The 14,686-nt window shown below is 73.6% G+C and carries 14 protein-coding genes; 5 read left to right on the forward strand and 9 right to left on the reverse strand.

Features of this window, described 5'->3' with window-relative positions; all coding sequences use genetic code 11:
* Positions 1–33: 33 nt before the first annotated feature.
* Entirely contained in the window at positions 34–465 is a 432-nt protein-coding gene (gene mraZ / locus VNG13_05390) for a division/cell wall cluster transcriptional repressor MraZ (GenBank protein HVA59954.1), read from the reverse strand.
* A 143-nt stretch (positions 466–608) separates the two neighbouring features.
* On the reverse strand, positions 609–830 hold the full coding sequence (locus VNG13_05395; protein HVA59955.1) for a hypothetical protein: 222 nt from the start codon (positions 828–830) through the stop codon (positions 609–611).
* Between the two features lie 113 nt (positions 831–943).
* Here VNG13_05395 and VNG13_05400 point away from each other — a divergent pair, with 113 nt between their 5' ends.
* From VNG13_05400 to VNG13_05410, 3 genes are read left to right on the forward strand one after another with little or no spacing between them, the layout of a single operon-like run.
* Complete coding sequence (locus VNG13_05400) at positions 944–1,951, forward strand: MoxR family ATPase (protein HVA59956.1); 1,008 nt, start codon at positions 944–946, stop codon at positions 1,949–1,951.
* The gene (locus VNG13_05405) at positions 1,951–3,210 is read left to right on the forward strand and encodes a DUF58 domain-containing protein (protein ID HVA59957.1); all 1,260 of its coding nucleotides are present in this window, start codon (positions 1,951–1,953) and stop codon (positions 3,208–3,210) included. The genes VNG13_05400 and VNG13_05405 overlap by 1 nt, the downstream gene beginning before the upstream one ends.
* Positions 3,207–5,570 (forward strand): DUF3488 and transglutaminase-like domain-containing protein, encoded by a 2,364-nt coding sequence (locus VNG13_05410; protein ID HVA59958.1) that lies wholly within the window; start codon positions 3,207–3,209, stop codon positions 5,568–5,570. The genes VNG13_05405 and VNG13_05410 overlap by 4 nt, the downstream gene beginning before the upstream one ends.
* Here VNG13_05410 and VNG13_05415 read toward each other — a convergent pair.
* From VNG13_05415 to VNG13_05440, 6 genes are all read right to left on the reverse strand, one after another.
* Positions 5,567–5,935 carry a DUF3040 domain-containing protein gene (locus tag VNG13_05415; GenBank protein ID HVA59959.1) on the reverse strand — a complete coding sequence of 123 codons (369 nt, stop codon included), beginning with the start codon at positions 5,933–5,935 and terminating at the stop codon, positions 5,567–5,569. The genes VNG13_05410 and VNG13_05415 overlap by 4 nt on opposite strands.
* 113 nt (positions 5,936–6,048) lie before the next feature.
* The gene (gene dinB, locus VNG13_05420) at positions 6,049–7,272 is read right to left on the reverse strand and encodes a DNA polymerase IV (GenBank protein HVA59960.1); all 1,224 of its coding nucleotides are present in this window, start codon (positions 7,270–7,272) and stop codon (positions 6,049–6,051) included.
* On the reverse strand, positions 7,269–8,021 hold the full coding sequence (locus tag VNG13_05425; GenBank protein ID HVA59961.1) for a methyltransferase: 753 nt from the start codon (positions 8,019–8,021) through the stop codon (positions 7,269–7,271). The genes dinB and VNG13_05425 overlap by 4 nt, the downstream gene beginning before the upstream one ends.
* Positions 8,022–8,057: 36 nt before the next feature.
* Positions 8,058–11,699 carry a DNA polymerase III subunit alpha gene (locus VNG13_05430; protein ID HVA59962.1) on the reverse strand — a complete coding sequence of 1,214 codons (3,642 nt, stop codon included), beginning with the start codon at positions 11,697–11,699 and terminating at the stop codon, positions 8,058–8,060.
* Positions 11,700–11,713: 14 nt separating this feature from the next.
* A complete protein-coding gene (locus VNG13_05435) occupies positions 11,714–12,130 on the reverse strand; it encodes an SAV_6107 family HEPN domain-containing protein (GenBank protein HVA59963.1) in 417 nt (138 codons plus the stop codon).
* 12 nt (positions 12,131–12,142) lie between these two features.
* Positions 12,143–12,418, reverse strand: coding sequence for a DUF6504 family protein (locus VNG13_05440; protein ID HVA59964.1), 276 nt, complete (start codon positions 12,416–12,418; stop codon positions 12,143–12,145).
* Between the two features lie 175 nt (positions 12,419–12,593).
* Here VNG13_05440 and VNG13_05445 point away from each other — a divergent pair, with 175 nt between their 5' ends.
* Together VNG13_05445 and VNG13_05450 are read left to right on the forward strand one after the other, a co-directional pair.
* A complete protein-coding gene (locus tag VNG13_05445; protein ID HVA59965.1) occupies positions 12,594–13,244 on the forward strand; it encodes a phosphatase PAP2 family protein in 651 nt (216 codons plus the stop codon).
* On the forward strand, positions 13,241–13,717 hold the full coding sequence (locus VNG13_05450; GenBank protein HVA59966.1) for a YbaK/EbsC family protein: 477 nt from the start codon (positions 13,241–13,243) through the stop codon (positions 13,715–13,717). Before VNG13_05445 ends, VNG13_05450 begins: the two co-directional genes overlap by 4 nt.
* Here the strand turns inward: VNG13_05450 and metF are convergent.
* Positions 13,612–14,682, reverse strand: coding sequence for a methylenetetrahydrofolate reductase [NAD(P)H] (gene metF, locus VNG13_05455; GenBank protein ID HVA59967.1), 1,071 nt, complete (start codon positions 14,680–14,682; stop codon positions 13,612–13,614). The two genes, VNG13_05450 and metF, sit on opposite strands and share 106 nt — an antisense overlap.
* Positions 14,683–14,686: the final 4 nt, after the last annotated feature.

Consider the following 14,686-nt stretch of genomic DNA (forward strand, 5'->3'; position numbering starts at 1 on the left):
AGACCTCACCACGCGACCGCGGTCCGGCCGGCCCTAGAAGATTCCGGGCAGCACCTCCTCGGACAGGTCCGCGAAGGCGTCCTCCTGAGCGGCCAGGTAGCTCGCCCAGGCGGCGGCATCCCAGACCTCGACCCGGGTGTTGGCCCCGATGACCGCGCAGTCGCGCTCGAGCCCGGCGTAGTCCCGCAGCCCGGTGGGGATCGTGATCCGCCCCTGCCGGTCCGGCACCTCGTCCGATGCGCTGGCGAAGAACACCCGGCTGTAGTCGCGGGCCCCCTTGGCGGCCAGCGGCGCTCCGCGCAGCCGTTCGGTGACCCGCTGGAACTCCTCGAGGGAGAACACGTAGAGGCAGTGCTCCTGACCCTTGGTGATCACCAGGCCCTCGGCGAGCTCGTCGCGGAACTTGGCCGGCAGGAACAGCCGACCCTTCTCGTCGAGATGCGGAGCGTAGGTGCCGAGAAACACCGGCACCGCCTCCCGTCAGCTACTCCCACATCCCCCACGGAGCGCCACTGTACTCCACTTCACTCCACGGTCAACGAAAAACCGCCGAAGCCGGGCCGGGTCGACCCACGGAGATGTCGAGAGCGGTCGGAACAAGGCCTGGCTCAGCGGTAGACGGCGTGGACCCAGACGTCGGTGAGCCCGTCGACCAGACGGCCCCGCTCGACCGTGTCGAGCAGCCGGGACACGGTGGTGTCCACGATGGCGGCGAGCGCCTGGGCCACCACCGCCACGTCGAGGCCCGCCCGGGCCGCCTCGAGCAAGCGAGCCCGGGTGAGGTCGCCACGGGCCGCCCGGGAACCCGGCGAGGGGGACCGCTCGTCCATGGTGGCGAAGTGTGCCAAACCGACGAAGCCCGGAGCACTCCTCCGGGTCGGCCGACCCTGGCACACTGATCAGCGACACGGCTGCTCGACGGCCGGGTCCGGAGGAGGAACCCGTGCCGCGTCGCACCGACCATCCGCTGGCCGCGGTCGACCTCGACGAGGTGGCGAACGAGGCGGCGCGGATCGTGGCCGCCATCGAGACCGTGATCGAAGGCAAGACCGAGCCGGTCCGACTCGCCGTCACCGTTCTGCTCGCCGAGGGCCACCTGCTCATCGAAGACGTCCCCGGGGTCGGAAAGACCATGCTGGCCAAGGCGTTCGCGCGGGCCATCGACTCCACGGTGCACCGGATCCAGTTCACCCCCGACCTGCTGCCCAGCGATGTCACCGGCGTCTGCGTCTACAACCAGGAGACCCGGGACTTCGAGTTCAAACCGGGCGCCATCTTCGCGAACATCGTGGTCGGGGACGAGATCAACCGTGCCTCGCCGAAGACTCAGTCCGCCCTGCTCGAGTGCATGGAGGAGCGGCAGGTCACCGTCGACAGCGTCACCTACCTGCTCGAGGCTCCGTTCATGGTCATCGCGACCCAGAACCCGGTCGACATGGAGGGCACCTACCCGCTGCCGGAAGCGCAACGCGACCGGTTCACAGCTCGGCTGGCGATGGGCTACCCCAGCCCCGCGGCGGAACTCGCGATGCTCGACAACCACAGCGGGGACAGCCCGCTCGACGATCTCGAGCCGGTGACCGACGGGCTCTACGTGGCGAAGCTGATCGACGCGGTCCGCACCGTCCATATCTCCGACGACGTCCGCCGCTACGCGGTCGACCTGGTCACCGCGACCCGCAGCACCCCGGAGCTCCGGTTGGGCGCCTCGCCGCGAGCCACCCTGCACCTGATGCGGACCGCCCGGGCGAAGGCGGCGCTCGCCGGCCGCGACTTCGTCCTGCCGGACGATCTCCAGGAGCTCGCGGTGCCGGTGCTCGCGCACCGGCTGCTCCCCGCGGCCGAGACCCAGGTCGCGCGCCGATCCACCAGCGATGTCGTCAACGACCTGCTGGCGCAGGTCCCGGTCCCCCGCACCGCGCCACGGCGCACCCGGGGTGCGAGCGGCTGATGCGCCGCGCGCTCGCCGGTCTGACCACGCGCGGACGCTCGTTCCTCGCCGCGGGTGCGGCCTGCGTATCCACGGGGCTGGCGTTCGGCGAGCGCGACCTTCTGCGGATCGGGATCCTGCTGATCGCCTTGCCGCTGCTGGCACTGCTGATCGTCGGGCGGGCCCGGTTCCGGCTCGGTTGCACCCGGCGCGTCGACCCGCCCAGGGCATCGGTCGGCAGCCCCACCACGGTCCTGGTCACCGTCGAGAACCTCGGCGCGGTACCCACCGGCGTCCTGCTGTTCGAGGACTCACTGCCCTACCTGCTCGGCGGGCGGCCGCGCTTCGTCGTCGATCGACTGGCACCGAGGACGTCGACCACGGTCACCTACACCGCCCGCTCCGAGCTACGCGGCCGGTACACCGTCGGGCCGCTGAGCGTGCGACTCCGCGACCCGTTCGGCCTGTGCGAGCTGACCCGCGGCTTCGCCCAGACCGACACGCTGGTCGTCACCCCCGCGGTGGTCGACCTGCCACGCGTTTCGCTCGGCGCGGACTGGGCCGGGGCGGGCGAGAGCCGGGCCCGCTCGATCGCGACCCAGGGGGAGGACGACGTCACGGTCCGGGAGTACCGGGACGGTGACGATCTGCGCCGGGTGCACTGGCGCTCCACCGCTCGGGTCGGGGAGATCATGGTGCGCCGGGAAGAGCAGCCGTGGCGGGCCCGCGCCGCGCTGTTGCTCGACACCCGGCGCGCGGCGCACAGCGGCGAAGGTCCGGCCTCGTCGTTCGAATCCGCGATCGGCGTCGCCGCCTCCGTCGCTGTGGACCTGCTCGGCCGCGGCTACTCGCTGCGCGTGGTCACCGACACCGCGGCGCCGCTCGGCGGACCGGACGGGCCGGAGGACCTGCTCGACCAGCTCGCGGTCGTGGGGACGTCCCGGGCGCCGACCCTCGGGCCGGGCCTGGGAGCGCTCCGGCACGGCGGCGGGGAGGGCCTCGTGGTCGCCGTCGTCGGGCGATTGACCGCGGACGACGCCGACGGGCTCGCCCGGCTCCGGTATCTCGTCAAGTCCGGTGTGGTCGTTCTGCTCGACACGCCGACCTGGGCCGGCCTGCCGGCCGCGGCGCGGGCGGCTGAACTGGCCCGGAACGCCGACCACGAGACCCTGCTCGCCGGGGCGGGCTGGCGGGTCATCCGGCTCGGCCAGGGCGGGTCGGTCGCCGAGGCCTGGGCGCAGGTCGGGGCGATCCGGGCGGGCGTCGGGGGCTGGTCGTGACCGGCCGCTTCCGCGTCCCGCTCGCGTGCGCCCTCGCGATCCTGCTCGCGCTCAGCGCCCTGCACCCGATCTTCACCTCCGGTGACTGGGTCATCCCGACCGTCGTCGGGGTGCTGCTCGTGCTGGCCGGTGGGGAGATCGTCCGGGTGCTGCGCTGGGCGGCGGCGCTCGGGCCGCTCCTGTCCGGCGCCCTCGTGCTCGGCTGGGTCACCTGGCGGGACGGCCGCCCCGGCGCGTGGCTCGGTTTCGTCCCCTCCCGCCGGTCCTTCGCCGAGCTGGCGGCGGCCGCCCGCTCCGGCTTCGCGGACATCCGGAACTACCAGCCCCCGGTTCCGGCGACGCACGGCATGATCCTGCTCACCGTCGTCGGGGTCGCGCTCGTGGCCCTGATCAGCTATCTGATGGCGGTCACGCTGAAACAGCCGCCGCTCGCCGGACTGCCGCTGCTCGGCCTCTACGCGGTGGCGACCGCGGTCGCCCCGCACGGCATCGGGCTGCTCGCTTTCGCCGCCGGCACGATCGGCTACCTCACGCTGCTGGCCGCCGAGGGGCGGGACCGGTTGGCCCGCTGGGGCCGGGTGGTCGGCGCCCGTCGGGCCGACGCGCCGGCCCGGCCGGCGATCGGGGGACGGATCGGGGCCGGCGCACTGGCCATTTCGGCCCTGCTCCCGCTGCTGCTTCCCGGGCTGCATCCGGCCCGACCCGGCGGAGGAGGCGGTGGCGGCGGGAACGGTCAGGGGCTGTTCGTCTCCACCTACAACCCGCTGCTCCACCTGCGCGAGGATCTGGACAGTGCCAAGCCGGTCCCGTTGCTCCGCGTCGTGAGCGAGGACCCGGCGCCGGACTACCTCCAGATGACCACCCTCGACACCTACACCGCGGACACCTGGCTGGCCAGTCGCAACGTCACCGCCGGCCCGCAGGCGCAGGTGTCCAAAGGGCTGCCGCCGGTCGAGGGGATCACCGTCCCCGCCCCGGAGCGCAGCGACCGGATCACCGTGCTCCGCGGCCCCGGACAGCTCGACGTGCGGTGGCTACCGGTGCCGTTCCCGGTGACCCAGGTCAGCGTCAGCGGGGACTGGCGCTACGACGCGGGGTTCGCCACGGTGTTCTCCTCGGCCGTGTCGACGACATCGGTGGGCACCTACCGGGCCAGCTGGCTGCACGAGCAACCCACCGCGGCGATGCTGCTTGCCGCCGGTCCCCCACAGCCGGGGCTGGACGATCTCGCACTCCCGCAGGGACTGCCCGGGGTGATCGCCCGGATCACCCAGGAGGTCATCGCCGGAAAGACGACGGAATTCGCCAAGGCGGTGGCCCTTCAGGCCTATTTCCAGCAGCCGATCTTCCACTACAGCACCACCCCGGACGACAGCGACAACACCGATGCGCTCGAGCAGTTCCTCACCGTCACCCACACCGGGTTCTGCGTCCAGTACGCGGCCGCCATGGCGGTAATGGCCAGGCTGGCCGGCATCCCGTCCCGCGTTGCGGTCGGCTTCACCGCCGGCACCAGGCAGCCGGACGGCAGCTGGCTGGTCACCAGCCACGACGCGCACGCCTGGCCGGAGCTCTACTTCGCCGGCGCCGGCTGGCTCCGGTTCGAACCGACCCCGGCGGCCGCGGGGCACGCGGTGGCGCCCGCCTACACCAACCCGGCCAGCGGCGCTGCGGTCGGCCCGTCGGCCAGTCCGAAGCTGTCCCCGGCGCCGCGGCCGTCGCTGGCGCTGCCCAATCCCCGGTTCCGGTTCGACCTCGTTCCGAGCCCCGGCGGGGCCGGGGCTCGACCGCACCGGGGCCGCCGGCCGCTGGACTGGCTGCTGCTGCTGGCGGCCGTGCTGCTCGCCGCCCTGGCGGCCGCCCCGGTCGCGGGTCGCGCCCGGATCCGGCGGGGTCGACGGCACGCGGCCCCCGCCGGACAGGCCGAGGCCGCCTGGGCGGAGCTGACGGACACCGCAGCCGACCTCGGGTTCGGCAGCCGGCCCAGCGACTCGCTGCGCCGGGCCGGCGCCCGGCTGGCCGCCGCCGCGAAGCTCGACGCCGCGGCCAGCCTCCGGCTGGCCGCCCTCGTCGACGTCGTGGAACGCTCGCGATACGCGACCACGGTGGACCCGACCAGGCTCGGCGCGCTCTCGGTGGATCTCCGGGAGACCTGCCGCTCGCTGTCCGCGGCGGTAGGCCCGCGCCGGCGGTGGCGCGCCCGGCTGCTGCCGCCGAGCGGGGTTGCGCTGGTCCGGGAGGCGTTCGGCCGGCTGGCCGGCCAGCTGGCGCGACCGATCGACGCCGCGATCGGTTCGCTCAGGCTCCGGCACCGGCTCCGGCACCGGCTCCGGCCCCGGCCCCGGCCGGCCCGGGGCTAGCGGCCCCGGTCCTCCCAGCGGCGTTGCCAGCGTTCCTCGAGCCGGTTCCGCAGCGACGGCCGACTGGGGCGGGCCGGGCGGGGAGCCCGGTGGCCGAGGTATCGCTGCCACGACCAGATGCCGAGCATGATCGCGACGAGCATCACGACGAACCCGGCGACCCCGAGCGGGGTGAGCTTGGTGATGACCCCGGCGAGCAGCAGGACCAGGCCGGCGACGAGGAGCAGCGCGCAGCGGACCACCCGCCGGTGGTAGTGGCTCTTCAGATCGGTGTTGCGGTAGGAGCTGGCGAATTTCGGGTCCTCGGCGTAGAGGGCCTGCTCGATCTGCTCGAGCAGTCGCTGCTCGTGCTCCGAGAGCGGCACGCGCTCCTCCTAGGGCCATGGCGGCACCGGCGCAGGGCGCCCCCTTTGAGGATACGAGTCGCAGGCCCCGGCCGAAAGGCCGAACTTCGATCGATCCCGAGCCGGCCGGGCAGTCACGGGTCCGGGTCGACCAGGGCCGCCGGCCGGACCGCGCCGGCACCGAAGCGCCGGGTTGCCGCGTCTACGGCCCGTTCCGCCTCCCGCCAGCCGGCCGCCCGCTCGGCGAGGGCGAGTTGCCGGAAGGCACCGGCCGCCCCGGCCAGCCCCTCGACCCGGACACCGACCAACCGGATCCGAGCCCGCTGGAGCCCGAGTCCGTCGAACAGGATCCGGGCGATCCGGTAGATCTCCTGGGCGACGTCGGTGGGGTCGGGTAACGTCCGCGACCTGGTCAGGGTGGTGAAGTCGGCGAAACGAACCTTGATGCTCACGGTCCGACCGACCTGGCCGGCCGCCCGGAGCCGGGCCGCGGTGCGCTCGGACAGCCGGAGCAGCTCGCGATGCAGCAGCCGCGGGTCGTCGACGTCGGACGGGAACGTCTCCTCCGCGCCGATGCTCCTGTCCGGTTCCTCGGCGACCACGCGGCGCGGATCGCGGCCCCAGGCGAGCTCCGCCAGGTGGGTCCCGGCGGCGACACCGAGGGCGCGTTTCAGGGTGGCGACCGGCACGTGGGCCAGGTCGCCGATGGTCCGCAAGCCGAGCCGGACGAGCGCCTCCTCGGTCTTGTCCCCCACCCCCCAAAGGGCCGACACCGGGAGCGGATGCAGGTAGTTCACGACCTGATCGCGGGGGACGACGAGCAGGCCATCCGGCTTGGCGTGCGCCGAGGCGAGCTTCGCGACGAACTTCGTCGCCGCCACCCCGACCGAGCAGGTGATGCCCTGCTCGTCGTAGACCCGGGCCCGGATCAGCTCGCCGATCCGGGCCGGTCGGCCCAGTCGGCGCTCCGCCCCGGCCACGTCCAGGAACGCCTCGTCCAGGGCGATCGGCTCGACCAGCGGGGTGAGGGTGCGGAACACCGCGAGCACCCCCGCCGACGCCTCGGCGTAGGCCGCGTGATCCGGCTCGAGCACTACGGCCTGCGGGCACAGCCGTCGGGCCCGCAGCATCGGCATGGCGCTGTGCACGCCGTACTCGCGGGCCGGGTAGCTGGCGGAGAGCACGACCGCACGGCTACCGAGACCGCCGACGATGACCGGCTGGCCGGCCAGGTCGGGGCGCCGGCGCAGCTCCACGCTGGCGTAGAACGCGTCCATGTCCACGTGCAGGACCGGGCATCCGGTGTCGTCCCCGTCCCCGACCCGGACCGCGCCGCGGCGCAGCTGGTTACGGCTCACGGCGCCGGTCGGTCGACCCGTTCGGCGACCAGGTGGAGCTGGCTGGCCAACGGCTGGAACGCCGGATCGCCGCCCACCCGCTCCTCGAGCGCGACGAGCGCCTCCGGCTCGGCATCCAGCAACCCGCTCGGAACAAGGTCGGAGAACACCTGGATGGCGTGCACCGGGCCGGGCACGAGACCGGCACCGGTGACCAGCGAGCGCAGGCCGTCGAGGTCGAAGCGGCGAGCCAGCGGGTCGGCCGGCCCGCCCCGACCGCCCGGGTCGGCGAGCATCGCCATGGCGTCGGCGAGCCGGCCGGCGAGCACCCGGGCAAGCACCGCGGCGCTCCGGGTCGCGGCGAGCACGCTGACCACGCCGCCGGGGCGCAGCACCGCGGCGACCGCGGCCATCGCCGCGGCCGGGTCGTCGACGACCTCGAGGACGCTGTGGCAGAGCACCACGTCCTGGCCGCCCGGCCCGACGAGGTCGAGCAGCCCCGCGGCATCGCCCTGCCGGGCGGTGATCCGGTCGGAGACCCCCGCCTCGGCGGCCCGCCGTTCCAGTGCGGCCAGCGAGTCCGGGCTCGGGTCCACGACGGTGACCGCGTGGCCGAGGCCGGCCAGCGGGACGGCGAAGCCCCCGGTCCCACCGCCCGCGTCGAGCACCGCGAGCTGGCCGCCGCCGGCCCGCTCGTCGAGGAGCGCCCGCAGGACCTGCCACACGACCGCGGTCCGCACCGACGCGCGCGGGGCCAGCCGGTCCGACATGGCGGCCAGCCTATTGACCCGGGCGCCGGAACCGGGCTAGCCACCCGAACTGCCCGGGCTGGAATGCCAGAGCTTCCGCGGTGCCTCCTTCGGGCTGCCCCCGGCCGGCCGGACATCGGCGTACGGAGACAGCTCGAACCCGCTGGCATAGCTCTGCGGCGGAGCCATGACCGGCCGGGTCGAGCGGCTTGCCGCCGCGCCGCGGACCGCCGCTTCGGTGATCCGACCGGTCCGGCGCATGACGGCCCGTACCGCGGGCCGGCCACCGGCCAGCCATGCCGCGTGCAGCTCCGGCAGCTCCCACGCCCCGGTTCCCCGCACGGACACCCCGCGCGGGCCGGTGCGGCGCACCACCCCGCGGACGACGAGCAGCCAGGAATGGAACACCGTCGCGGCATAGCCGGCCTGGGCATCTTCGAAGAACGTGACGTCCACCGGTCCGGTCGCGTCATCGAGGGTGAGGAAGACCACCCGGCGCCCGGACCGGATCGGCGGCGTCTGGGTCGCCACCTTGACCCCCGCCACCAGGATGTCCGCGTGGCTCCGGGCGGCCAGCAGCACCCAGGAGCGGGTGACGTCGAGGCTGGCGAGGAACGGCTCGTAGCCGGCGAGCACGTGTTGGCTGGCGTCGAGGCCGAGCACATCGAGCTCCGCGCGGACCCGTTCGGCCCGGGTCATGTCGGGGAGGCCGGAGAGGGGGGGAGTGTCGTTATAGAGGAAGAGTGGGAGCTGGGCGGCCGCGGGACTTACCTCGATCGGGGCTTGCGACTGCCGCGCCGCCCGTTCCCGCACGCTCGCGCCTTCCGGGGGCACGGAGCGAACCCGGCGTCCCCGGCGGGGGGCGCGGGTCCAGGCGTCGAGTTCCCCGATCTGGAGCAGCAGATCACGGCGGGTGATCCGATCCCGGCGGCGGACCGGCGAGGTCGCGCCGATCCCGTAGATCGAGTCGAACCCGCCGGCTACGACGAGTCGCTCGACGATCGGTCGGGAGACCGCGGTCCGGTGCCAGAAGTCCGACAGCGATCCGTACGGTCGGCCGGCGACGAGCCGGTCGATCTCCGCCGCGGTGATGCCGCGCACGTCGGCGAGGGCGAGCCGGATGCCGTACCGGCGACCGTCCGGCAGTCCCTGCTCCGGCACCCCGCGCGGCGCTCCCCCGAGGATCGCGGGCGGCGGCTCATCGGTCTCGGCGATCCGCTCGACCTGGTAGTGGGCCGCGGACTCGTTGACGTCGAGGGACAGGATGGCGATCCCGAACTGGCGTGCGTCGTCGAGGATGAGCCGCTTCGGATACATGCCCGGGTCGTGGGTGAGCACCCCGGCGAGAAACGCCGCGGGATGGTGCGCCTTGAGCCACGCCGACTGGTAGGTGGGCACCGCGAACGCGGCAGCGTGCGCCTTGCAGAAGCCGAACGAGGCGAACGCCGCGAGCACCTCCCACGCCTGTTCGACGACGGCGAGGGGGTAACCACGACCGAGTGCGGTGGGGAGGAACCAGGTCTTGGCCTCCGGCTGACCTTCCGGGTCACCGAGCGCCCGGCGGACCTCGTCGGCCTGGGCGAGGCCGCAGCCGGTCATGATCGCGATCAGTTTGATGACCTGCTCGTGGAAGACGACGACGCCGCAGGTCTGCTCGAGCGCACCTCGCAGGTCGTCGTGCAGATAGTGCGGGGCCCGCCAACCCTGCCTGGCCTCGAGGAAGGGCACGACCATGTCACTTTTCACCGGCCCGGGGCGGAACAGCGAGATGTCGATGATGAGGTCCTCGAAGGTCTCCGGGGCGAACTTGCCGATCAGCTCACGTTGCCCGGGCGACTCGATCTGAAAGCAGCCGAGGGTGTGGGTGCTCTGGATGAGCGCGAACGTCGCCGGGTCGTCGCGGGGAACGTGGTCGATGTCGACGGCGTGCCCCTCCACCCGGCGGACCTCGGCGAGGGCGTGCGCGATCGCCGACTGCATCCGCACCCCGAGGACGTCGAGCTTGAGCAGCCCGAGCTGCTCGACGTCGTCCTTGTCGAACTGACTCATCGGAAAACCGAGCCAGCTCGCCTCCACCGGGGTGCGGTCGAGCAGGGTGGCGTCGGAGAGCAGGACTCCGCACGGGTGCAGCGCAACGTGGCGAGGCAGCCCGTCGAGCCGTTCGGCGAGCCGGAAGAGCGTCCCGAAACGGGGATCCGCGGTGAGGTTGCTCGCCCGCAGCTCCGGCAGGTCGCGCAGGGCGGCGCGGATCTGACCGGCCCGGATGTGCGGGAAGGCCTTGGCCGCCACGTCGATCTCGGTGGGCGGCAGCCCGAGCGCCGCTCCCACGTCCCGGATCGCGTGTCGGGCCCGATAGGTATCGAACATCGCGACGCAGGCCACCCGATCGGCGCCGTACCGATCAAGGATGGCCTGGTAGACCGCGGTCCGCCGAGCCGACTCGACGTCGATGTCGACGTCGGGCAGCTGGGTTCGCAGCGGGGAGAGGAATCGCTCCATGACGAGGTCGTGCGCGAGGGGGTCCACGTCGGAGATCCCCAGCAGGTAGGTGACCAGGCTGCCGGCCGCGGAGCCTCGGGCGGCGCAGCGAACGCCCATCGCCTTGATCAGGTCGACGACATCGGCGACGGTGAGGAAATACGCCGGATAGCCGAGCCCGGCGATGATGCCCAGCTCGGCGTCGAGCCGGTCGCCGGCGGCCCGGGTGCGGCGCAGCCCTCGACGATCGAACCCGGCCGCGCACCGGGCCCGCAGCAGGGCGAGCGGGTCCGCGCCGACCAGCTCAGGGAAATGGACCTCCCCGATGCCGAGGGCCCGGGAGTCGAGCACGCAGCGGTCCGCGACGAGCCTGGTGCGGGTGAGCAGGGCGCGGGCGTCGGCGCTGCGCCCGCCCGCCGCGGTGGCGACCGCCTCGGCGACCTCGGCCATCTCCTTGCCGCTCTTGAGATACCCCTCGGCGGTGCGCCGGTCGACGTGGCGGGGGGCGAGGACGACGAGCCGGCGGGCGGCGTCGAGCACGTCGGCGGTCGGCGCGTCCGCCCGGTCGGCGTACCGGACCGCATTGGTGAGGACGGCGGGCAGGTCGACGGCGGTGGCGAACCTCAGCACGCGCGCGGCGCGCCCGGCATCCCCGGACCCGTCGTGGTGCACCACCTCGAGGGCGAGATCGTCCACCGCGCCCCGCCACCGGTCGATCCGGTGCCGCGCGAGGTCGGGGCGCCCGGCGGCGAGGGCCCGCCCGACATCGGATTCCGGGCCGAGGAGCAGGTACAGGCCGGCCGCGTGTGCCGCGACGAGGTCGATGCTCGACACCGGTCGGCCACGCTCACCGCGCAGGTGCGTCGCACTGATCAGTCGGCATAACGACGCCCAGCCCCGCCCGCCCTGGGCCAGGACGGTGACCCGCGGCAGGTGCTCCTCGACGAACGCGCCGCCGCGGGCCGGGTGCCGCGGCCGACGGCCCACCCGGTGAGCTTCCGCCTCGACCGCGAGGTCCACCCCGAGGATCGGCCGGATGCCCACCTCCCGGCAGGCAGTGACGAAACGCACCATGCCGTACACCCCGTCGCGATCGGTCAACGCGAGCGCGTCCATGCCGTGGTCGGCGGCCCGTTCCGCCAGCGGGCGCGGATGGGTGGTCCCGTAGCGCATCGAGTAGCCGGAGGCCACGTGAAGGTGAACGAAAGGATCGCTGACCACGGCCGGAGCGAGCGTCAGCCGGCGCGGAACAACGGCTCGGCGCCGGCCAGCCCGAGGCTCGCCTCGACGACGCCGAGGAAGGTCTCCGCGTCGCGGACGAGGTCGTCGGCCTCCCGTCCGGTGGCCGCCCCGCACAGGCCGGCCTCCGCGGCGGATCGTTTGTCCGCGCCGGCGGCGAAGAACGCGGCCCACTCCGCCAGTTCGGGGGCGACCGCGGTCAGCAGCACCCACGCGCTCGTCGGTCGGCGATGCGTCCCGGCCGGCCGGGCCCGGGCCGCGAGCACGGCCGCGGCGGCGCGCAGCGCAGCCAGATGCGCACCGGCGTAGCGCTGGGCCGGTCCCGGCTCCCGCGCTGCCTCGGCGAGCCCGGCGCGCGCCGCGGCGAGCAAGGTCCGCGCGGCGGCTCGCGGCGGGGCCTGCGGAATGGTCACGGCACTCCCCTCTCAGTCGTGGATGCGGGCAACGGTCCAGCCGCCCACCGACCAGTCGAAGCACAGGTCGAACACACCGGTGCCGCGGTCGGCGCCGGCCTCGACGCGCCAGAACTCCCGCTCCCGGTCGTCGATCCGCACCGCTCGCGGTTGGCGCCACCAGCGGCCGACTTCCCTCCAGTGGTCGAGAACCGCGCGGACGAGATAGCGCCGGCCTCGCCAGCGGAACTCGGTCGGCGCCACGTCGCCTCGGCTTACCTCGACCGGCTCGGCATACCTGCGGCTCACCCGATCCTCCGATCTGTCCCAGGTCGGGTCCGCCCCCCGCCCGCGGATCGGGGAGACTGGCCCGGAAGCGCCCGTCGTGGCGAAACCGGGAGACCCACCAGACTCGAACATATGTTCGAATCTGGTGGAACACTAACCCGGGGTGGCCGGTTCGTCAACGAATCAAGGAGCACCTGTGGGTATCGCGTCCGGAACCCAGCCCGCCCCTCCCGCCCACCTGAACACGACCTGGTACCTGGACCTCAACGACATCGCCCGGCACTCGTCGTGGGCCCATGGCTTCATGTCGGCCTACGCCCTCTACGGTGGCCTGCTGGCGCTCGCCCTGCTCACCGTGCTCGGCTGGTGGTTGGCCCGATCCCGGCCCGAGGCGCCGGCCACGGTCGCCGCGGTCGTGTGGGCCGGCGGTGCCGTCGTCATCGCCCTGGGCCTGAACCAGATCGTGTCCCACGCGGTGGCCGAGGCCCGGCCGTACGCGGTGCTGCCGGGCGTCGAGGTCCTGGTGGCCAAGGCCCACGACTTTTCCTTCCCCAGCGACCACGCCACGATGGCCGGCGCCTTCATCGTCGGCCTGTTCCTGTTCGACCGGCGCTACGGACTCGTCGCGTTGCTCCTCGGGCTGCTCCTCGGCTTCTCCCGGGTCTACGTCGGCGCGCACTACCCCGGTGACGTCGTCGCGGGATTCCTGTTGGGCGGCGCCGTAGCCGGGCTCGGCTACCTCGCGATCGTCCCGCCGCTCCGCGGGCTCACCAGCCGGCTCGCCACGACCCCGTTGCGACTGCTCGTCCAGTCCGCGCCGGCGCCGGCCCCGCGTCCCGAGCCGTGAGCGAGTCGGCCCACCCCAACACGGTGCGCGTCCAGCAGGCGCTGGCCGCGGCCGGCTCGGCGGCGCAGGTCCGCCGGCTGGCCGAATCGACCCGCACCGCGGTCGAGGCGGCCGCGGCCCTCGGCGTCGGCGTCGGGCAGATCGCCAATTCCCTCGTCTTCGCCGCCGACGGCGAACCGGTTCTCGTCCTCACCAGCGGCGCGCACCGCGCCGACGTCGGCCGGCTGGCCGAGGTGCTCGGCGCGGCGAAGATCGAGCGGGCGACCCCGGAGCTGGTCCGCACGGCCACCGGATTCCCGATCGGCGGTGTCGCGCCGGTCGGTCATCCGGCGCCGTTGCGAACCCTGGTCGACACGGCGCTCGCCGCCTATCCGGTCGTGTGGGCCGCCGGCGGGACACCGGACACCGTGTTCTCGACGACCTTCGACGAGTTGCTGCGCCTCACCGGCGGGCGGCCGGCCGAGGTGGACTGACCGGCTTCCCGACCGGCTTCCCGACCGGCTTCCCGACCGGCTTCCCGACCGGCCAGCCCGAGCTGCCGGTAGATCTCCCGGGTGGCGGTCGACCGGTTGAGGGTGATGAAGTGCAGGCCGGGCGCACCCTCGGCCAACAACCGTTGCGACAGCACGCTGGCAACCTCGACACCGATTGCCCGGACCGCGCCCGCGTCGTCCTCGACGGCATGCAGCCGCTCGGCGAGGTCGACTGGGAACACCGCCCCGGACAGTTGCGCGAAGCGCTCGATCTGACCGACGTTGGTCACCGGCATGATCCCGGGAAGGATCGGGATGTCACAGCCGGCCGCGGCCACCCGATCGCGCAACCGCAGGTAGTCGTCGGCGCGGAAGAACATCTGGGTGATCGCGAAGTCGGCGCCGGCCCGGCACTTCTCGATGAAGTAGCGGACGTCGCTGTCGTGGTCGGGCGAGCGCGGATGCTTCTCCGGGAAGGCGGCGACCCCGACGCAGAAATCACCCGAGGCGCGAACCAGCCGGACCAGATCGGCGGCGTACTCGAAGCCGTCCGGATGGCGGGTCCACTCCCCCTGCGGATCGCCGGGCGGGTCGCCGCGCAGGGCCAGGACGTTGCGAACGCCGGCGCCGGCGTACTGGCCGATCACGTGCCGAAGCTCGGCAACCGAATGGTCGACCGCGGTGAGATGGCCCACCGGGGTCAGCGTGGTCTCCGCCGCGATCCGCTCGATGACCCGCACCGTCGTGTCCCGGGTCGATCCGCCGGCACCGTAGGTCACCGAGACGAACGTGGGGCGCAGCGCCTCGAGCTCCCGCAACGCCTGCCACAGCTGACGTTCCCCGTCCTCGGTCTTCGGCGGGAAGAACTCGAACGAGTACGACCGAGCGCCGCGGGCGAGCAGGTCGCGGATGGTGGGTGCCCGGGCGGCCGGCGCACGCGCGGACGGCGTCGACGGGGAGGCCATACCG

This window comes from Mycobacteriales bacterium (assembly GCA_035533475.1).
GTDB lineage: Bacteria > Actinomycetota > Actinomycetes > DATLTS01 > DATLTS01 > DATLTS01.